General features: G+C 42.9%; 20 protein-coding genes. 18 read left to right on the top strand and 2 right to left on the bottom strand.

The window, feature by feature from the left end:
- Window positions 1-255: 255 nt before the first annotated feature.
- Entirely contained in the window at window positions 256-717 is a 462-nt protein-coding gene (locus ED312_RS10580; RefSeq protein ID WP_123215980.1) for a DUF2267 domain-containing protein, read from the top strand.
- Between the two features lie 399 nt (window positions 718-1,116).
- Here the strand turns inward: ED312_RS10580 and ED312_RS10575 are convergent, their stop codons facing one another.
- Window positions 1,117-2,043: a diacylglycerol/lipid kinase family protein gene (locus tag ED312_RS10575; RefSeq protein ID WP_123215979.1), complete on the bottom strand. Its 927-nt coding sequence runs from the start codon at window positions 2,041-2,043 to the stop codon at window positions 1,117-1,119.
- 250 nt (window positions 2,044-2,293) lie between these two features.
- On the opposite strand from ED312_RS10575, the gene surE reads away from it, so the two are divergent.
- A complete protein-coding gene (gene surE / locus ED312_RS10570; RefSeq protein ID WP_123216008.1) occupies window positions 2,294-3,028 on the top strand; it encodes a 5'/3'-nucleotidase SurE in 735 nt (244 codons plus the stop codon).
- A gap of 149 nt (window positions 3,029-3,177) precedes the next feature.
- Here the strand turns inward: surE and ED312_RS10565 are convergent, their stop codons facing one another.
- The gene (locus tag ED312_RS10565; RefSeq protein WP_317125674.1) at window positions 3,178-3,498 is read right to left on the bottom strand and encodes a four-helix bundle copper-binding protein; all 321 of its coding nucleotides are present in this window, start codon (window positions 3,496-3,498) and stop codon (window positions 3,178-3,180) included.
- A gap of 606 nt (window positions 3,499-4,104) precedes the next feature.
- On the opposite strand from ED312_RS10565, the gene ED312_RS10560 reads away from it, so the two are divergent.
- The 16 genes from ED312_RS10560 (at window position 4,105) to ED312_RS10485 (ending at window position 20,364) form a co-directional block, all read left to right on the top strand.
- The gene (locus ED312_RS10560; RefSeq protein ID WP_123215977.1) at window positions 4,105-4,458 is read left to right on the top strand and encodes an SPW repeat domain-containing protein; all 354 of its coding nucleotides are present in this window, start codon (window positions 4,105-4,107) and stop codon (window positions 4,456-4,458) included.
- Window positions 4,459-4,611: 153 nt separating this feature from the next.
- Window positions 4,612-5,487 carry a manganese catalase family protein gene (locus ED312_RS10555; protein WP_123215976.1) on the top strand — a complete coding sequence of 292 codons (876 nt, stop codon included), beginning with the start codon at window positions 4,612-4,614 and terminating at the stop codon, window positions 5,485-5,487.
- 204 nt (window positions 5,488-5,691) lie between these two features.
- Window positions 5,692-6,867 (top strand): zinc-dependent alcohol dehydrogenase, encoded by a 1,176-nt coding sequence (locus tag ED312_RS10550; RefSeq protein WP_123215975.1) that lies wholly within the window; start codon window positions 5,692-5,694, stop codon window positions 6,865-6,867.
- 616 nt (window positions 6,868-7,483) lie between these two features.
- On the top strand, window positions 7,484-8,200 hold the full coding sequence (locus tag ED312_RS10545; protein ID WP_123215974.1) for an SDR family oxidoreductase: 717 nt from the start codon (window positions 7,484-7,486) through the stop codon (window positions 8,198-8,200).
- A 24-nt stretch (window positions 8,201-8,224) separates the two neighbouring features.
- Window positions 8,225-9,337 (top strand): NAD-dependent epimerase/dehydratase family protein, encoded by a 1,113-nt coding sequence (locus tag ED312_RS10540; protein ID WP_123215973.1) that lies wholly within the window; start codon window positions 8,225-8,227, stop codon window positions 9,335-9,337.
- A gap of 11 nt (window positions 9,338-9,348) precedes the next feature.
- Window positions 9,349-11,373 (top strand): GDP-mannose 4,6-dehydratase, encoded by a 2,025-nt coding sequence (locus ED312_RS10535; RefSeq protein ID WP_123215972.1) that lies wholly within the window; start codon window positions 9,349-9,351, stop codon window positions 11,371-11,373.
- Window positions 11,370-12,380 (top strand): MDR/zinc-dependent alcohol dehydrogenase-like family protein, encoded by a 1,011-nt coding sequence (locus ED312_RS10530; RefSeq protein ID WP_206363246.1) that lies wholly within the window; start codon window positions 11,370-11,372, stop codon window positions 12,378-12,380. Before ED312_RS10535 ends, ED312_RS10530 begins: the two co-directional genes overlap by 4 nt.
- Window positions 12,381-12,397: 17 nt before the next feature.
- Window positions 12,398-13,423: a Gfo/Idh/MocA family protein gene (locus ED312_RS10525; protein ID WP_123215971.1), complete on the top strand. Its 1,026-nt coding sequence runs from the start codon at window positions 12,398-12,400 to the stop codon at window positions 13,421-13,423.
- A complete protein-coding gene (locus tag ED312_RS10520) occupies window positions 13,413-14,519 on the top strand; it encodes a glycosyltransferase (protein WP_123215970.1) in 1,107 nt (368 codons plus the stop codon). Before ED312_RS10525 ends, ED312_RS10520 begins: the two co-directional genes overlap by 11 nt.
- Before the next feature lie 10 nt (window positions 14,520-14,529).
- The gene (locus ED312_RS10515; protein WP_123215969.1) at window positions 14,530-15,618 is read left to right on the top strand and encodes a CgeB family protein; all 1,089 of its coding nucleotides are present in this window, start codon (window positions 14,530-14,532) and stop codon (window positions 15,616-15,618) included.
- A 103-nt stretch (window positions 15,619-15,721) separates the two neighbouring features.
- Entirely contained in the window at window positions 15,722-16,819 is a 1,098-nt protein-coding gene (locus ED312_RS10510) for a CgeB family protein (protein WP_123215968.1), read from the top strand.
- Between the two features lie 26 nt (window positions 16,820-16,845).
- Complete coding sequence (locus tag ED312_RS10505; protein ID WP_123215967.1) at window positions 16,846-17,919, top strand: CgeB family protein; 1,074 nt, start codon at window positions 16,846-16,848, stop codon at window positions 17,917-17,919.
- Between the two features lie 6 nt (window positions 17,920-17,925).
- Complete coding sequence (locus ED312_RS10500) at window positions 17,926-18,726, top strand: TIGR04290 family methyltransferase (protein WP_123215966.1); 801 nt, start codon at window positions 17,926-17,928, stop codon at window positions 18,724-18,726.
- Between the two features lie 18 nt (window positions 18,727-18,744).
- The gene (locus ED312_RS10495; RefSeq protein WP_123215965.1) at window positions 18,745-19,035 is read left to right on the top strand and encodes a hypothetical protein; all 291 of its coding nucleotides are present in this window, start codon (window positions 18,745-18,747) and stop codon (window positions 19,033-19,035) included.
- A 10-nt stretch (window positions 19,036-19,045) separates the two neighbouring features.
- The gene (locus ED312_RS10490; protein WP_123215964.1) at window positions 19,046-20,035 is read left to right on the top strand and encodes a UDP-glucuronic acid decarboxylase family protein; all 990 of its coding nucleotides are present in this window, start codon (window positions 19,046-19,048) and stop codon (window positions 20,033-20,035) included.
- A gap of 119 nt (window positions 20,036-20,154) precedes the next feature.
- Window positions 20,155-20,364: a dodecin family protein gene (locus tag ED312_RS10485; protein ID WP_123215963.1), complete on the top strand. Its 210-nt coding sequence runs from the start codon at window positions 20,155-20,157 to the stop codon at window positions 20,362-20,364.
- Window positions 20,365-20,372: the final 8 nt, after the last annotated feature.

Here is a 20,372-nt window from a genome sequence, read left to right as displayed (position 1 = left end):
CGGTCCTGTGGTCTGTAACAGGGTTATTCCCGGTACGGGCACCGGAACATATACCTTACCCCGTCACTCAAATTTGTACCAATATTTTATTTCTTCACACCTCAAAAGAATATTTTATTGGCTCAAAAAAATATTAACCGCACGATCGCAAAACACACTATTAATTAATCGTTAAAGGCACAGATATTATTGGTAATTAATGTTTTATAGATTAAATTGAAGTATCTATTACCAATTCATGTAAAATTCAGGATTATGATAACGACAGATTTAAATTTCGAAACCTTCGCCCGGGAAGCCCAGACATATATAGATCAACTCGCACAAGAACTGGGACATCCCGATGAAAAGAAAAGGGTGCTCAAAATCTGGCGGGCGGTAATGCATACCATACGGGACAGGATACACCTGGGAGAATCTTTTGATATCATCGCCCCGTTGCCCATGATTTTAAAGGGAATATATGTGGAAGGATGGAAATACAAGGAGAAACCACCCTTAACGTATACTACACTGGAAGAAATGAAATCCAGTGTAAAAGCGCTTCAAAGCCATTACGGAGAACGTAGCTTTCCCTGGAAAAAATCTACGGAACAGATTATATCGGATACGCTGAACTCCCTGCAAAGATACCTTCCGAAAGAACAGTTAAACCACATAAAAAACCAGATGCCCAAGGAGATAAAGGAATATATGGACGGTAAAGTAGAAAATTAACGGGGGCGGAACTAGTTTAACCAAACGTGGATAATGTTTAAGCCTTTGGATTTTAAGTACTCAACCTGTTTATTTTGAATATTTTAAAGAGCTCCTCCCTTCAGATGAAGGGAGGTGGTCCCGATTTTAATCGGGATCGGAGGGTTTGAAAGCCCAAACCATGGGAAAAACACAAAGGTTTGGAGATAATTCCGGAGCCTGAGCCCGGTCAAACTCCCCGTCCCGCAAGCGGGACACCCCTCTTCTCCCGATAGACATCGGGATGAAGATGGGAGCCTTTTTTCTTACCCATTATTCATGTTAACCAATGCTTTCGGAAGTTGAGGAGTTATTGCGTTACAGGGGTATTTGCCGGGTGTTTTTCTATGGAACATCCCTGGTTTCTCCCGGGGGAAAGGTTTACGAAAAACGGACATTTTTAATGAACGGGATAATTCCTTTTCTCACTTCTGCACGGATATACTTGCCGGAGTAATCTTTGACCAGTTCATCATCCACATGCATCACGGCACTCCCGGATTTTATTTTCACACTTTTCACCCGGAGGGTCATCACAAAATTGGAAACACTGCCGGGTTCTTCCTTATTTTCCAGTGTGTTTGTCAAATACCTTTCCAGTGCTTTTCTTTTCTCCTCAGGGATCAGTACCAGGTGAAAGTACTCATCACTTACGGATGCCTCAGGGGCCAGCTCCACGTTGGGCCCTATATGTTTTATTTTCATAAGTTCTGCCAACAGGAAAGAACCTTTGATCGTTATTCCCCCCGTTTTTATCTTGATCTTTTCCGGTTTAAAGTCCTTTACGATAGAAATGAGCTGTTCCAGGGCCAGCTCCATTTTTTTTCCGGGGGAATCCGAATAGATATTACTGTTCTTCATAATGGAAAGCAGTTCGGGAAAAATGCCGAACCCAGCACTTTCAATAAAAAAATCCTTCTCTTTTAAACCTTCGATATCACCATAATTATAACGTTCTACATCCCCTTCGCCATAAGCTATCATTTTTAAAGGGGCCGTAAAAATATTTAAGGTCCTGGCAATGTTATTTGCTGTTCCGAACGGGAGAAGGACAACTGGACAAGTTACCTTTTCACTCCCCTTTTCCTTATTTAACAGGGCTTTTTCAAATACTTTACGCACCGTTCCATCTCCCCCGGCCAGGAAAACCAGGTCAGTTCCGTCAAATTCAAACGCTTTCCAGGCATCATCTTTGGTAGATATATAATTAATCCTGGGCGAGAACCCTTTAACAAGGTTTACGAGAAACGCTTTACTGTGATCTGCTTTTCCGGCAGTCGGATTATGTATGATCTGTAGTGTCTGCATAAGTACTTCATATTAAAATTGAAGTTATCCGGGAAATTTCCGATCTATATGGTTAAGATAATCAACCTGCCGCACATTTCAGAGGATTTTTTACATTTTTAATACCGGCCTAACGGATGAAATGAAAAAGCCCCTGTTCCTACTTCCGGTATATTGATAATATTATGATAAAGCCTATCCGCAAGCGCAGATAAGTCTGTTTTTTTTCGTAAATTAAAGTTTCAGAGAAAACTCAAAAACCATGAAAAACATGAAAATTCTAGTTACAAATGACGATGGTATTTACAGCCCCGGATTGAACTGTCTGGCCCGGGTAGCTTCTTCCTTCGGAAAAGTGATTGTCATGGCCCCGGATGTAGAACAATCCTCCATGGGGCAGGCCATTACCTCCGGAAGGCCCATAACCTACAAAAAATCGCCTATTACTTTTGAGGGGATCGAAGCATACAGGGTGCAGGGCACTCCTGCGGATTGTGTTGCACTTGGTATCCATTTGTTTGAAGATATCGATCTCGTATTATCCGGTATAAATATAGGTGCCAATCTCGGGAATTCCGCATGGCATTCCGGTACCTTGTCTGCCGCCCGCCAGGCAGTATTATTTAATGTGCGTGGTATTGCGCTCAGTGTATCCGTGGGAGAAAACGAACCGGACTTTCAATCGCTCGGGACTTTTGTCAGTACAGCATTAAAAGAAGTTATCGATTTAAACGAGCAAGAGCTGCTCAATATTAATTTCCCACAGCACCCGAACGGAAACATCATATGGACAAAACAATCCGTAAGGCAATATGACGGAAAAGTAATAGCCAGTAAAGATCCTATGGGCAGAAGGCATTATTGGTTTACTGTTATCCCCATTGAAAATGTGGAAAATGGCACGGACAGATGGGCCGTCAGACAGGGAAGCACGAGTATTACTCCTATGCGGCTGGATTTAACCGATAACCAATACCTGGATAAAAGAAGTAAAAATTACGAATAAAAAAGCCAGGCAATGCTTATAGCCTATCGGCTCATTTATCAAACCAACTACACTATATCCGGTAACCCTCAATTACTACTGTTACACTACCTGGCTATTAACCAACAATTAATTATCAATGAACATAAAAATTAAAAAGAAATCATTTTCTATGCAAAAAACTTTTCACACGCCCGGGCACATTCTTCACAGGCCCGCGCACATTTCTGGCAATGCTCTGCTTCGTGGCTTTTACATTCTTCGGCACACCTTTCGCAAATTTCCTGGCAATACCCCACCAACACTTCTGCCGGGTAATTAGTTGCCAATACATCTGCGGTGGCAGCACATACCGAAGCACATACCCTGTCTGTTCGTATACAATCTATCATTTCTTTTACATTCTCTTCCTCCAGGCAAGCATCTGCACAATAATTACAGTGATTTATACAATTGGAAAGAGAGGCCAATAATTCTGAATTTCTCATCATACCAAGTTTTTAAAAGTTTTTAATTCCGTTTATTTATAAAATACTTAACGATTTCATTACTAATGTATATTTCTTTTTTCAAACTCGGTTTACAATTTATTATACGAGCTATTTTTTTAAGGGATAGTATCAATAATCAATTAAATCAGGAGCAGCATCTTCTTCAATAACAAAAAAGACCAACCTTTTTTCTTTTTTGAGCGACGTTTCTTCATTTTTTCGTCCGGACAAATCTGCGCATATAAGCAATGTATCATCTATCCCGTTTCCACCGGATAAAAGATCAGGGGGTAAAATATTTATCGCGTCAATATTTAGTGCATTTGCAGTAATTCCTGTGGATTTTCTACAATACTTTCATCATACATACCGAAAATAATAACTGTCAGACATTGACAGTAAATAGTATGTAAGAACGCTGGACTTGCAATCCGGAGGTTTAGGAAGGCAAAAAATTGCCATAGTTATTAGGTCATGGAGTTGTTGCGTATTGACTAAATAACCTAATAACTCAGTAACTCAATAACCTATCCCCAGATGCAAGCAAAAAAAACAGGCAGAATCATCTTGTACATTATTCATTTGATTAACTAAATATTAAAGATTATGATAACAACAAAAACACACGGCTATATAGATTATCTAATGGGAATATTATTAATTATTCTGCCCTTTATAGCCAATTTTCCCCGGGGTGCGGCCACAACGATTCCTGTAATATTAGGTTTAGGTACGATCATGTATAGCTTGATAACCGATTATGAACTCAGTGTAGCTAATTTAATTACGGTAAAAATGCATTTGGCTCTTGACCTTATAGCCGGGGTTTTACTGGCGGTCTCTCCGTGGGTTTTCGGATTTTCCGAAGAAATTTACCTCCCGTTTTTAATTCTCGGGATAGGTGAAATAATTGCAAGTTTAATGACCTCCAAAAAGAGAAGATATCCTTTGAAACCTTAGGATAATCAGTGCATTACATCCGTTCGCTTTTTGTCCCGTATCCTGGCATATTACCGGTATTACAGCGTGTAAAAGGAACAGGGCCTTATGAAAACAAGGCAGTTGAACGGGATATTCTTCGGATTTATTTATTAATCATTTAAAATCAAAATTATGTTTTATCACGATGGTAAGTTACAATACGATGTTAAAGTCGATAAGCCCAATCCTCAGTTTGCCAAAATGTTACAACAGGCTATAGGCGGTATTGAGGGGGAAATGAAAGTGTGCCTGCAATACCTCTTCCAGGCATTCGGAGCAAGGGGGCCGGAGAAATACCGGGATATGTTACTGGAAACAGGTACAGAAGAGATGGCCCATATAGAGTTATTGGCCACTGCCGTAGCTCTCAACCTGGAAGGAGCTACCAACGATCTGAAAGATGAAGTGGCAAAAGATCCCTTTATGGAACAGATCATGGGAGGAGCCAATCCCCGTCATATTTTATCCAGTGGTATGTGTGCAATGGCCGTAGATAGCAGCGGGGTACCTTTTAACGGTTCCTGGGTTATCGGTACCGGAAATCTCGCAGCTGACATGTACGCCAATGTAACGGCAGAGTCCGCCGGAAGAACATTAGCTACCAGATTATGGCAATCTACGGATGATAAAGGAATGAAAGACATGCTGGCTTTCCTGATTGCCAGGGACACAATGCATCAAAACCAATGGCTGGCCGTACTGGAAGAAATAGGAGGCCTGGAAGGAAACCATCCCATCCCGAACAGTTTTCCCCGGGAAAAAGAAAATCAATACAATAATTATAATTTTCTTTCCACTCATATTAACGGGGAATCAAAAGCCAAAGGAAGATGGAGCGATGGTAAATCTATTGATGGCAAAGGGGAGTTCACTTTCGAAAAAGCAAAGCCACTGGGACGTAAACCTAATTTGGGAAGACCCCATCCCAATGCTTATGCCCAGAAAGAACAAATGAAAGCCAATCCGTCTATGGCAGAATCCGCCATAAACAAAATGAGAAACGATTAATTTTCATTTTTTCCATAAATCTACCCATAAACTCAACAGAGAGGGTAGATTTTTTCTTTGACCGGTGTTTCTACTACGTACCAAGACAACCGGTGATATAGATTTTCTACCCGAAAATCAGATCCCAGAGGTCAAACCGGGCTCATGCCAAAAAATGAGAACGAATGGCTTTTCTACCTGAAATAACTATTAAAAAAAATTACTATGAAAGCATTGGTATGGCATGGCAGGAACGACGTAAGAATAGACAATGTTCCTGATCCTGCAATTACAGATACAAACGATATTATTCTTAAAGTGACCTCTACTGCTATTTGCGGGTCTGACCTTCATATCCTGGACGGTATGGTACCCACAATGGAAAAAGGAGATATACTGGGGCACGAATTTATGGGCGAAGTGGTAGCTGCCGGGAAAAATGTCCGGAAGTTCAGGCCGGGGGACCGGGTAGTCGTACCCTTTACCATTGCCTGCGGACATTGCGAATATTGTAATGATACGCTATATTCCCTTTGCGATAATTCCAATCCCAATCCGGAAATGGCCAGGGCAAACCTGGGGCATTCCGTTTCGGGAATATTCGGGTACTCCCATATGCTGGGAGGCTTTGATGGCGGACAGGCAGAATACGTGAGGGTGCCTTATGCAGATGTAGGACCTGTAAAAGTACCGGAAAGCCTGAGTGATGATCAGTCCCTGTTTTTATCCGATATTTTTCCCACCGGTTATATGGCTGCTGAAAACGCGGATATTAACCGGGGAGATACTGTTGCGGTATGGGGATGCGGGCCCGTAGGACAATTGGCCATACAAAGCGCATGGATGCTGGGGGCCGCGCGTGTCATAGCCATTGATAACGTACCGGAACGTCTGAGCCTGGCAAAAAACTATTCGTTGGCAGAAACCATAAATACCACAGATCGTGATGATGTTTATGAAGAACTGATGGAAATGACCAACGGAAAAGGCCCCGATTGCTGCATTGACGCCGTAGGGGCGGAAGCCCACGGAGATACCATGGTGGGAAAAGCCATAGACAAAACCAAAGAGATCCTGCAATTACCCATGTCCAGGCCTTATGTACTGCAACAAATGATCATGGGCTGCAAGAAAGCGGGAACGGTTTCCATTCCCGGGGTCTATATCGGAATGGTTAACGAAATACCTTTCGGGGCGGCTATGAACAAAGCCCTTACCTTCAGGATGGGACAAACCCACGTACAGCGTTATCTGCAACCGCTCCTGAAAAAAATAGAAGAAGGGCTTATAGATCCCGGTTTTATAATTACCCACAGGATGAAACTAGAAGATGCGCCCCAAGCCTATGAAATCTTCAAAAAGAAAAAAGATAATTGTATAAAGGTTGTGCTGACGCCATAGCAATATGGCAAAAAGAATGTAATCATCCGGTATGATAAAATTACGGAAATCAAAGCCGCGCTAAAAGGTCCGAAAGCATATTTCCCGCTATTCCTATCCCGTATAAAATAAACGGGTAACGTTTATTACCTCCCCCATACCAACTGCATTATAATGATGACTTCCGGAATGCATTAACCTCTTTTTTAAAAAGCATAATTTTAAAAACAGTTTGTTTTTTTCCCGTAAACCAAACCTGATCTGCCTCTCAACCAATCTTCATCGTTTTATCTGGCTAATGGAGCGTCTTTGGTTTTCTTCATAAATATTTCTCAGTGGTAAAGAAAGGGAAAAAGCATACCTGGATTGCGGAAGAAGAAAAACATTTGCCCGGGTTAAGCAGTTGAAATTATGAAATACAACCTCATTATTATTCATTGGCCCCACCTGGGCGAAGAAACTGAAGTGATGAAAAGTAGTTAAAAATATGTAAAATAATAGGATAGAGTTAATTTTTTGTTCGAAAGCACTCACCTACATCTGCTACTTCCGATAGCTTAGCATAAAGATTAACAAATTAACATGCATTATCTCAAAAGTTAACGAAAAAGATTAATAAGTATTTAATCCCCGGACTATGACTGATATGGATAATTACAACAAAAATATATTGATAACGGGAGGAGCCAGTGGCATAGGAAAGGCAATTGCCACAAAATTTGCCGAAGAGGGTTATCGCTCCATTATCACAGACAGGCATGAGCCGGAAGAGGAAGAGGAAGAGAATAATTTCCACTTTAAAAAAGCTGATGTACGAAAAAAAGAAGAGGTCCGGGAATTGGGTGAATGGATAAAAGAAAGGTTTGGCTTTCCGGGGACAGTTATTGTCAACGCAGGACGTGGAATCCGGGAGAAACTTACCGAGGGCGATCCAGCCAAATGGCAGGAAATAATAGATACGAACCTCATGGGTGCCCTGCACTTTATAAGGGTCTTCGCCCCCGAAATGATAGAAAGAAAAAAAGGGAATATCGTTTTCATATCCTCTGTTTCCGCCGGACAACCCCACTCCTACGGTGGTATTTATGCCGCTTCTAAAACCGCGCTGGAGGTGATCGCCGAGACCTTACGGTTAGAGGCCCTTCCATTTATAAGGGTCACAGTCATAAGCCCCGGGATTACCGATACAAATTTTTTCTCCAACTGTATAGGGGGTCACCGGTCCGTTGAAGAAATGGGAATGGGAACAATATCCCCGGAAGAAATAGCCGATGATGTTTTTTACTGTATTAATAAAAAAAACAGCACAGGCATTAATAAAATAATAATACGCCCCATTGAACAATCATTTTAATTAAGGAAACTAACATACAAGATTATGAAAGATAAAATTTTGATTACCGGAGGAGCCGGCTTTATCGGGTCTCACCTTACAGACGAATTAATAAGCAAAGGATACCAGGTGAGAATCCTGGACAACTTATCCGAACAGGTACATGGAATAGCGGGAAAAAGACCGGATTATCTCAATCCGGAAGCCGAGTTGCAGATCGGGGATGTCAGGGATAAGGCTGCGGTTACAGAGGCCTTGAAAGGAGTAAAAGCCGTTTTCCATTTTGCCGCCATGGTAGGGGTCGGACAAAGCATGTATGAAATCCGGGATTATACGGAGGTAAACAACATAGGGACCGCAACACTGCTGGAGGCCCTGATAGACCACCCCGTAGAAAAGTTAATAGTAGCTTCAAGTATGAGCATTTACGGGGAGGGCCTCTATAAAAATGCCGAAGGGGAATATAAAATGGAATGCCGGCGGAAGTTTTCATCGCTCAAAAAGCATCAATGGGAAATGTACGAAAACGGGGAAGTATTAGAATCCGTCCCCACCCCGGAAACGAAAAGGCCCAATCTCTCTTCGATCTATGCGCTCTCCAAATATGACCAGGAACGGTTGTGCTTAATTACCGGCGAAGCCTACAATATTCCCACCACCGCTTTACGGTTTTTCAATGTGTACGGTACACGGCAGGCACTATCCAACCCCTACACAGGTGTGCTGGCCATATTTGCAGCCAGGTTGCTTAACGACAACCCTCCCGTCATTTTCGAAGACGGGAAACAAAAAAGGGATTTTATCCATGTAAAAGATGTAGCCCGCGCCTGCCGGCTGGCTATGGAAGTACCGGAAGCAAACGGAGAGGTTTTTAATATAGGGAGCGGAAACCAGTATAGTATTGCCTACATCGCACATAAACTTGCCAGGGTCATGAAAAAAGATATTACCCCGGAAATTACCGGTAAATATCGTGTGGGAGACATCAGACATTGCTATGCAGATACAGCAAAAGCAGAAAAAATATTAGGATTTAAACCCGAAATAAATTTTGAAGAGGGCTTATACGAATTATCCGAATGGCTCAAAGACCAGATCGCTATCGACAATGCACATAAAGCGAGCAATGAACTTTCTACCCGAGGACTAACAGTTTAAAAGTATATAACATGAAAACGAAAAATAACAAAGCCCAAGCTCCCGTACTAGGTATTCTCGAATGGTTCAGACCGGGAGAATACGAAGAGGTAAGAAGTGCTTTAGAAGATCTGAAAACTTTGGGAATAACACATCTCAGAACAGGGATTTCCTGGGCTGACTGGCACACCGAAGGGGCCAAAGAATGGTTCGACTGGCTGTTTTCCGAATTAAGCCGGGAGGTAGAGATCCTCCCTTGTTTTCTCTATACTCCCCCCTCTTTGGGCGAAACCCCGAAAACCTCCTCCCCTCCCAAATACCTGAAAGCCTATGCCGATTTTATTGACATTATGATCTCGGAATACGGGCAGTATTTTGAATGGGTAGAACTCTGGAACGAGCCTAATAATAAAATAGAGTACGACTATACGCTGGACTATTCATGGAATAAATTTTCCAGGATGATAGATATGGCTGCCTATTGGGCCAAGGAAAAAGGAAAAAAAACCTTACTGGGAGGAATGAGTCCTATAGACCCCAATTGGCTGCAGATGATGGCCGAACAGGGAACCCTGGGAAATATAGATGCCATAGGGATTCATGGCTTCCCCCATGTTTTTGATCAGCAGTGGGACGGCTGGGAAATCAATATAAAACACGTTAAGGACGTACTCAAACGCTTTGATCTCAAAAAGGAACTCTGGATCTCGGAAGCAGGGTTTTCCACGTGGCAGCACGACGAAGTAAAACAATACGAAGAATTTAAAAAAGTGCTCAGTACGGAAGCCGACAGGGTTTACTGGTATAGCCTGAAAGACCTGGCTACCAAGAATGCTACGGTGGGCGGATTCCATCTGGATGAAAGAGAATACTTTTTCGGGTTGAAAAAAATTGACGGGACCAAAAAACTTCTTTACAGGTTGCTGGAAAAAGGAGGTGTGGAAAATATTTTTTCGCACACGTATATTTCCAAAACATACGAACCTGATACTGCGGAAAACTACAGCTTAATAACGGGAGGTGCAGGTTTTATAGGTACCAATCTGGCTTCCAGGCTGCTTTCGGAAGGTAAGAAAGTAATGATATACGATAATCTTCACCGGGACGGGGTAGAGCAGAACTTACAGTGGTTAAAACACAAATACAAGGAGAAACTCATAATACAAATTGCGGATATACGGGAAAAAAGACTGCTTCAGAAATGTGTTGAACCCGCAAATGAAGTATTTCACTTTTCCGCTCAGGTCGCCGTAACACATGCTGTGCAAAACCCTTTGCAGGATTTTCAGGTCAATTTGAGGGGGACTTTTAATTTGCTGGAAGCCATAAGAGAATCCCCTCATCAACCTCCGCTCATTTTCACTTCTACCAATAAGGTGTACGGAAATCTGAAAAGCCTGAAAATGGTCTCCACCCCTACCCGGTATGTCCCTGATGACAAACACGTAAAAAAATATGGCATGGACGAGGAAACACCTCTCAATTTTCATAGCCCTTACGGTTGTTCAAAAGGAGCTGCCGACCAGTATATCCTCGACTATGCGCGCTCCTACGGACTGAAAACAATAGTCTTCAGGATGAGTTGTATATACGGTCCTCATCAATTCGGCACAGAAGACCAGGGGTGGGTTGCACATTTCCTGATCAGTGCTTTGGAAGGAAAACCCATTTCCATATATGGAGACGGAAAGCAGGTACGGGATATTCTGTATGTCCAGGATCTGGTAAACGCATTCACGCTTGCCGCAAAAAATATGGAAACACTTAAAGGAGAGGCTTACAATATCGGTGGAGGGCCCGAAAACAGTGTTAGCCTGAGGGAAGTCCTGAAAATCATAAAGGAAAAAACCGGAAAAGAGATCAATATGTCCTTTTCCGAATGGAGAACAGGAGATCAGTATTACTATGTATCCGATACTTCAAAATTTAAAAAAGCTACGGGTTGGTCTCCCGAATATTCGGTAGATATGGGGATACAAGCCCTGCTACAATGGTTAAGTGAAACCCGGCACATTAAAATCGACAAATCATCATCCATTAAAGCCATTGCGATATGAGAATAAGTAACACAATACAGGAAATGCCTCCCATGCCTTCCGAAACGAACATATACAGGTCCGTTACGCTGGAAGCCCCGAAAAAAGCGTCTGTAAAAGAATCTGCGCTTCCGGAACCGGGAGATGATGAAGTGAGGGTAAAACTGGAAGGCTCCGGAGTATGTGCTTCCAGTATCCCCGTATGGGAAGGAAGAGACTGGTTTGATTATCCGCTCTCAACAGGGAACCCCGGACACGAAGGCTGGGGTGTTATCGATGCGGTCGGCAAAAATGTGAAAAGCCTCCGGGAAAGACAAAGGGTTACCGGTTTGATGTACAATACTCATGCTACACACGATATAGCACATCCCGATATGCTGGTGAAACTTCCCGATTTTCTGGATAATAAGCCCTTTCCGGGAGAACCTATAGGATGTGCCCTGAATATCTTTACAAGGAGCAATATTACAAAAGGCGACACGGTAGCCGTTGTGGGATGCGGTTTTTTAGGGTTATTGCTCATTCAGCTGGCAAAAACGCAGGGGGCAAAAGTAATTGCCGTTTCCAAAAGGAAATACTCCTTACATGCGGCCGGTTTATACGAGGCGGATCACCTTGTTGAAATGGATGACCATTACCGGGTCATCGAAAACATAAAGGAACTGACGGACGGGAAATTTTGCGAACGGGTCATTGAGTGCACAGGAAAAGAATGGCCCCTTAACCTCTCCATTCAACTTACCGGTATTAGCGGAAAATTAATTATTGCAGGGTTTCACCAGGACGGCATGCGAAACATTGATCTGCAAACACTCAACTGGCGTGGGATTGACATGATCAGTGCCCACGAGCGCAATCCCAAACGCTATATCAAGGGCATTAAAAATGCCATTATAGCCGTCCAGACGGGCGCTCTGAATCCTTTTCCCCTGTTCACCCATACATTTTCATTGGAGGAAACGGAAAAAGCGTATCAGAACCTCGTACAAAGGCCCGATGGTTTTATAAAAGCCTTGATTATCAACTAATAATATTCTTTTCACTCATGATTACAGCACTTTCATCAACAAAACCAGAACAAAAACCTCTTTCTCTCGGCTTTTTAGGGTTGGGCTGGATTGGCAGAAACAGAATGGAGGTTCTGTTAAAGAACACCCATTCCGAAGCCAGTGTAATTGCAGAACCAGTCCCTGAAAATGCAGAACAGGCATTAGTTTACGCCAAAAATGCCAAAGTAATGGATGCTACCGATGAAATATACAACAGCCGGGAAATCGATGGAATTGTCATTGCTACGCCAAGCGCCATGCATGCCCGGCAGAGTATCGAGGCCTTAGAGGCGGGGAAAGCCGTATTCTGCCAGAAACCCCTGGGAAGAACTTCCGCAGAGGTCAAAAAAATAGTTGCAGCTTCATTAAAAGCAGATAAGCTGCTATCCGTTGATTTATCTTACCGGTATACAAGTGCTCTTCAAGCCATCCACAAACTCATTAAAAATGATGAGATCGGGGATATTTACGCCGTCGACCTGGCTTTTCACAATGCCTATGGCCCTGACAAGCCATGGTTTTACGATATAAAACAGTCCGGGGGCGGTTGTGTCATGGACCTGGGGATTCACCTCATTGACCTGGCATTGTGGAACCTCGGTTTTCCGGAAATTACAGAAATTACCGGTAACCTTTATTATCAGGGTAAAAAACTGCACTCCGCAGAAAACCAGGTAGAAGATTTTGCAAGTGTATCCATGACTTCGGAGCACAACACCATTATTAACCTGGAATGTTCCTGGAATATTTCCGCAGGAAAAGATGCCGTAATCGAAGCCACATTTTACGGAACAAAGGGCAGCCTGGCCTTTAGGAACATCAACGGATCTTTTTATGATTTCGTAGCGGAAAAATACGCCGGTACGCAAACGGAAGTTTTGGTGAGCCCTCCCGACGACTGGAGCGGCCGTGCAGGGATCATATGGGCTAAAGCCGTACAGGCGGGAAAAGGTTATGATTATAAATCAGCCAGAGAATACATAAAAGTAGCCGAACTAATAGACAGGATTTATGGAAGATAGAACATTCAAAATATTGATGACAACCGATACACTCGGCGGAGTGTGGAACTATTCGCTGGAACTTTGCAGGGAACTGCAAAGGTATGATATCCAGGTACATCTGGCATCTATGGGGGCCTATCCCACAAAAACACAGGAAAAAGAGGCCTCCGATATACGGAATGTAGTCTTTTATAAAAGTGATTATAAACTGGAATGGATGGAAAACCCGTGGGAAGACATCAGAAAGGTCACCAAATGGATTACGGCGATATTCCAGACCGCACGGCCAGACATCGTTCACTTAAACAACTATGCGCAAATAGTACATTATTGGGACTGTCCCATTATTACCGTGTACCACTCTTGTGTACATACCTGGTGGCAGGCCGTAAAAGGAACAACAGCTCCCCATGCCTGGGACTCCTATAAAGAACTGGTTAAAACCTCTTTAAACGCTTCGGATGTGGTGATCAGCCCTACCAGGTCGCTCCTGGAAAAAGCAACTGAAATACATGACATTACCTCAAAGACCAAGGTCATCTACAATGGCCGGGACATAAGTTTCCCGGAAACACCGAAAAAAGAACCATTCATTCTATGTACGGGAAGGATCTGGGACGAAGCCAAAAACTTAAAAGTCCTTTCCGGACTGGCAGATAAAATTACCTGGCCGATATATGTTGCGGGAGACAACGTAAATCCCGGCACAGGCACGGAAACGCGACTGGATAATGTAAATATCCTCGGAAAGCTCTCTTCCGCCGAACTGGCCGACTGGATGCAGCGGGCAAGTATTTACCTCAATCCTGCCAAATACGAACCGTTCGGGCTTGCCGTCCTGGAAGCGGCAGCAGCCGGTTGTGCCCTCGCCTTGAGCGATATAAGCACACTCCGTGAACTTTGGGGAAACAGTGCCGCCTACTTCAGTGCCGACGATCCGGAGGAAATGGAAAAAACAGTAAAAACGCTTATTCACAACACTACCTATAGAAAACAGCTTGCCGAAGCCTCCGGGCAAAGAGCAAAAACATACAATACCCGAAAAATGGGACATGAATATATAAACCTGTATTATCAACTCTTATCAGATAAAAAAACAGTATTAACTCATTAAGCCATAGTCTATGAAAATCGTAATGTTTTATCATTCATTGTATTCTGACTGGAATCACGGTAATGCTCATTTTTTAAGAGGTATAGTAAAAGAACTGACAAAAAGAGAGCATGAGGTAGAAGTTTATGAAGCTGAGAACAACTGGAGCCTGACAAACCTCGTCAAGGATTACGGCATTGAAAAAATGGAGGAGCTTAAATTGCATTACCCTTCATTGAAACCGCTGTTTTATTCCTCAGAGGAAAAATTGAATTATGCCGCCATCTTAAAAGATGCAGATGTCGTAATTGTTCATGAATGGAATTCTCCGGAACTGGTTGCCCGAATAGGCGCCCAGAAAAAACAATATGGATTTAAACTTTTATTTCACGATACCCATCACCGCTCAGTCTCGGATGAAGATAGCATGCAGAAATACGATCTCGGCAACTACGACGGCGCACTTGTATTCGGGGAAGTCCTCAGGCAGATCTATGAAGATAAAAAATGGACCGATAAGGTATGGACATGGCATGAGGCCGCAGACGCGGATTTCTTTAAACCGAACAGGGAGGAGAAAAAAGAAGGAGACCTGGTTTGGATAGGAAACTGGGGAGACGGCGAACGCACCGAAGAACTGATGGAATTTTTGATCGAACCCGTAAAGGAATTAGGCATTAAAGCCAAAGTCTACGGAGTGCGTTATCCCGAAGAAGCCAAGAAAATACTTCGCGAATCAGGTATCGAATACGGAGGCTGGCTACCCAATTACAGGGTTCCGGAAGTCTTTTCAAAATACAAGGTAACCGTACATGTCCCCCGGAGACCGTATGTGGAAATGCTGCCGGGAATACCTACCATCAGGCCGTTTGAAGCACTCTCCTGCGGAATTCCCCTTGTCTGCTCCCCATGGAACGATTCCGAAAACCTCTTTACGCAGGGCAGGGATTACCTTATGGCCAAAGATGGTAACACTATGGGATACAGGATAGCGGAGATCCTGAAAAGTTCACAACTGGCACAGAGTTTATCCGATTACGGAAGAGAAACCATTATAGAAAAACATACCTGCGCCCACCGAGTTAATGAGTTAGAAGAGATATTAACCCAAATCAATTGATATGAAATGCCCATGACCAAATTTTCGGACACCAACCTATATGATTATAGGGCATTCTATCTGACCGCTAAAAAACAATAAATATTAACAGATAAAAATAGCCATGGAAGACAGTAAATTGAATATAGCCTTTTTTGGATCCAGCATAGTCTCTGCGTATTGGAACGGGGCTGCCACATATTACCGGGGCATCGTAAAAGCCCTGCACAAAATGGGGCATAAAGTAACTTTTTATGAACCCGATATCATAGACCGTCAAAAACACAGGGATATTGAAGATCCGGATTGGTGTGAAGTTTACGTATACCCCCAGGACAAGGTAACTTTAAGGGCCCTGCTCAGAAAAGCACATGAGGAAGCCGATATAATTATCAAAGCAAGCGGGGTAGGCATTTTTGACAGTTTCCTGGAAAAAGAGGTCGCTTTGATGAAAGAAAATGATAACCTCATTGTTTTTTGGGATGTAGACGCACCCGCTACACTGGACCGGATAGAAAAGGACAAGAACGACCCTTTTCTCGAATTAATCCCACAATATGACCTGGTGCTTACCTATGGCGGAGGACAGCCGGTAATTGACGCTTATACGAAAAGAGGTGCCAGACAATGTATCCCCATATACAATGCCCTGGACATCAGTACACATTACACAGTGGAACATGAGCCGAGGTTCGAAGGCAGCCTGGCCTTTCTGGGAAACAGGCTTCCGGACCGCGAAAAGCGTGTAGAAGAGTTTTTTATACAGCCTGCTTTAAACCTTCCTCATTTAAAATTTTTACTCGGAGGAAGTGGCTGGGAGAGCAAATCGCTGCCCGAAAATGTCAGCTATCTGGGACATATATATACGAAAGATCACAATGCATTCAACAGTACGCCCACTGCCGTATTGAATATAAGCCGTGACAGCATGGCAAAATACGGCTTCTCTCCTGCTACACGTGTTTTCGAAGCAGCAGGGGCGGCGGCTTGTATTATAACCGATTACTGGGAAGGAATAGAAATGTTCTTTGAACCCGGCAAAGAAATCATTGTAGCTAAAGACGGGGAGGATGTTGAAAATATCCTGAAGGCACTCACCCCAGCCATGGCAAAAAAAATCGGGGAAGCTGCTTACAGGAGAGTTCTGGATGAACACACCTATCAGCACAGGGCTCAACTACTGGAATCCGTAATTTCCAAAAAAAATTGTGCATTGAACTGAAAAAATAACCTGTTAAAAAGAAAGATATGAATTTTGTTATTATAGGATTATCCGTTACGTCCTCCTGGGGAAACGGACATGCCACTACCTACAGGGCACTTCTGAGAGAACTTTCTTCTCTGGGCCATGATATTCTTTTTCTTGAAAAGGACGTTCCCTATTACGCCAGTAACCGCGATATGGCACGCCCTGAATTCTGTAAGCTGGGGCTGTATAAAGACAACTGGGAATTAAAAGAGCGATACGAATCCGAAGTGGTCAATGCCGATGTCGTTATCGTAGGGTCTTATGTTTCCAACGGCGTTGATGTGGGTAAATGGGTTACGGAAAAAGCCAAAGGGATAAAAGCCTTTTATGACATAGACACTCCCGTAACCATATCAAAACTGGGTAAAAGAGATTACGAATATATTCATCCGGAACTAATCCGCAAGTATGATATTTATCTTTCTTTTTCAGGTGGCGGAATTCTGGAGTATATCGAAAAACACTATCACTCCCCGAAAGCCAGGCCTTTATACTGTTCTGTAGATCCCGACATTTATTTTCCGAAAGACGAAGAAATAAAATGGCAGATGGGATATTTGGGGACCTATAGTATAGACAGGCAACCTACTATTCACAGGCTCCTTAACAAACCCGCCGCATTTTTCCCCGAAGGAAAATTTGTCGTTGTCGGCCCCCAATATCCCAAAGACTTCAAGTGGTCGGAAAACGTAGAGCGGATAGAACATTTACCGCCGACGAAACACAGGAAATTCTACAACGCCCAGAAATTCACCTTGAATGTCACCCGTGAAGCCATGATAAAGGTGGGCTACTCCCCCAGTGTGCGGTTATTCGAAGCTGCCGCTTGTGGCGTTCCGATCATTTCTGACTTCTGGAAAGGTATCGACAGCATATTTGAAATTGACAAAGAAATCCTCATTGCAAAAGCGGCTTCCGATGTATTAAAGTATTTCGAAAGCATCGGTGAAGAAGAACGGAAACAGATAGGAACAAATGCCCGTCGTAAAGTTTTGAAACACCATACAGCCAAAACAAGAGCTAAAGAACTGGAAAGTTATATAAACGAAATTTATGAACCTTCAAAAATGTAATATCCCATGACGACGGAAAACGACATAAAAAAGCTTGGGCCTTGGTTTCACAACATACATCTGCCCAACGGAAATCAAACTGCTCCCAATCATTTTTTAGGAGATTTTCCGTCGTTTAAATGGGAAAAAATAAAAGAAATAATCCCCGAAAACCTCACGGGCTGGAAGGTCCTGGATGTAGGCTGCAATGCAGGGTACTATACTGTTAAACTGGCCATGAGAGGGGCAAATGTAACAGCAATCGACCTCGACGCCCACTATTTAAGACAGGCGGAATGGGTAGCAAAACAATTTGGTTTAAGTGAAAAAATAACCTTCAGGCAAATGCAGGTATATGATATTGCCCGTACCGATGAACAGTATGACCTGGTCTGGTTTATGGGAGTACTCTACCATCTGCGTTACCCCATGTTTGCCCTGGACATTTTATCTCAGAAGACCCTGAAAATGATGGTTTTACAAACACTTACCGTCCCCGGAAAAAAAGAAATCAGTATGCCGAAAGATGTGAATCTGGATGAAAGAGAGATCATCAGGGCCCCGAACTGGCCTTCGCTGTCTTTCATCGAACACAAACTGGCCGGAGACCCTACCAATTGGTGGGTTCCCAACCATTCCGGGATCAGGGCCATGCTCCATAGCTGCGGGTTTGTAATAACGGCGACAATGCCCGAAGAAGAAACCTATATAGCCATGAAAAGTGAAGACGCCATAGCCAGTACGGACACCTGGAATCATTCGGAATACCTCTCTGCTATCGGGGAAAAATGGCAGAAGGAAGTAAAGAAAAAAACCAATAAATATTAAACCCAAAAATCAGTAAAAATGGAAAAGTCACAGGCAAATACAACTACGGACCATCGCATAATCAAGCGATGGACAGAAGAGAGAAACGGTAAACCGGCAATTGTCGAAGGCACAGGCAATACGGATGGCCCGGATGGACTGCTAAGAATAAAATTTTCAGATCAGGACGACAAATTGGAGCCCATATCATGGGATGATTTTTTTGAAATATTCGAAGATAACGATCTTGAGTTTTTATTTCAGGAAGAAACCGCAGCAGGTGAGAAAAGCCGCTTTTTTAAATTTATAGAAAAAGGAAATAACAAATAAATCAAATATTATGGAAGACCGGGTATTAATAACAGGTGCGGCAGGATTCATCGGTTCTCACCTATGTGATAAATTCATTGAAAAAGGATATCGGGTCGTTGGTGTGGATAATCTTATAACCGGTAGTTTAAAAAATATCCAGCACTTGTTCAAATTACCGAATTTTGAATTTTATCATCACGACATCACCTCTTTTATCCACATAAAAGGGCCGATAAAATACATATTACATTTTGCTTCTCCGGCAAGCCCTATAGATTATCTGAAAATACCTATACAGACATTAAAAGTAGGATCGATAGGAACTTATAACCTTCTGGGTTTGGCAAAGGAAAAAGGAGCGCGGATCCTCGTGGCCTCGACTTCCGAAATATACGGAGATCCGCTGGTCCACCCGCAAACAGAAGAATATCACGGAAATGTGGATACTCTGGGCCCCAGGGGAGTTTATGATGAGGCAAAACGTTTTATGGAATCCATTACAATGGCTTATCACAGATTTCATAATGTGGACACCAGAATTGTGCGCATTTTCAATACCTACGGTCCCCGTATGCGTATAAACGACGGGCGGGTAATTCCGGCCTTTATAGCTCAGGCATTGAAAAAGGAGAAATTTTCATTGTATGGTGACGGCATGCAGACACGGTCTTTCTGCTACATAGACGACCAGGTTGAGGGAATATACAAACTGTTGATGAGTGATTACATATACCCGGTGAACATGGGAAATCCGGAAGAAATTACCATACGGCAACTCGCTGAGGAAATAGCATTTTTAGCACAACATAAATGTGAAGTAGTTACCAAACCCATGCCGAAAGGAGACCCCTCCAGGAGAAAACCCGACATTTTAAAGGCTACCGAATTACTCCATTGGTTCCCCTTAACCACACGGGCAGAAGGCCTTAAAAAAACGTATGACTATTTTAAGAAACAACTGGAAGAAGAATTGATTACCACGGAACCAAGGGATTTTTCTTCATATAACAAATTTTAAATCTCGTAATTATAAATGAAATACCCCCACCCTAACATCATGTCTTCGGTTTTACCAGAAATCGTCGACATAGATTTCAGTCAAGTTAAATAATTGTATAACCCTTTAAAATGAATATCATGAAGATTATCAAAGTTATTGAAGTTATTGCCAGTTCAGACAGAAGTTTTGATGATGCGACGGAAAATGCTTTAAAAGAAGCGGCCAAAAGCGTCCAGAATATTAAATCTATTTACATCAAGGAAATGAAGGCAAAAGTGGAAAACAACAAAATTGCATCCTACGGCGTAAATGCCAAAATCTCTTTTGGTGTGGAAGACAAGCAATAACCATACAG

The organism is Sinomicrobium pectinilyticum, from assembly GCF_003725735.1.
In the GTDB taxonomy this organism is placed as follows: Bacteria; Bacteroidota; Bacteroidia; order Flavobacteriales; family Flavobacteriaceae; genus Sinomicrobium; species Sinomicrobium pectinilyticum.
This window is presented reverse-complemented; position numbering and strand designations above follow the sequence as displayed.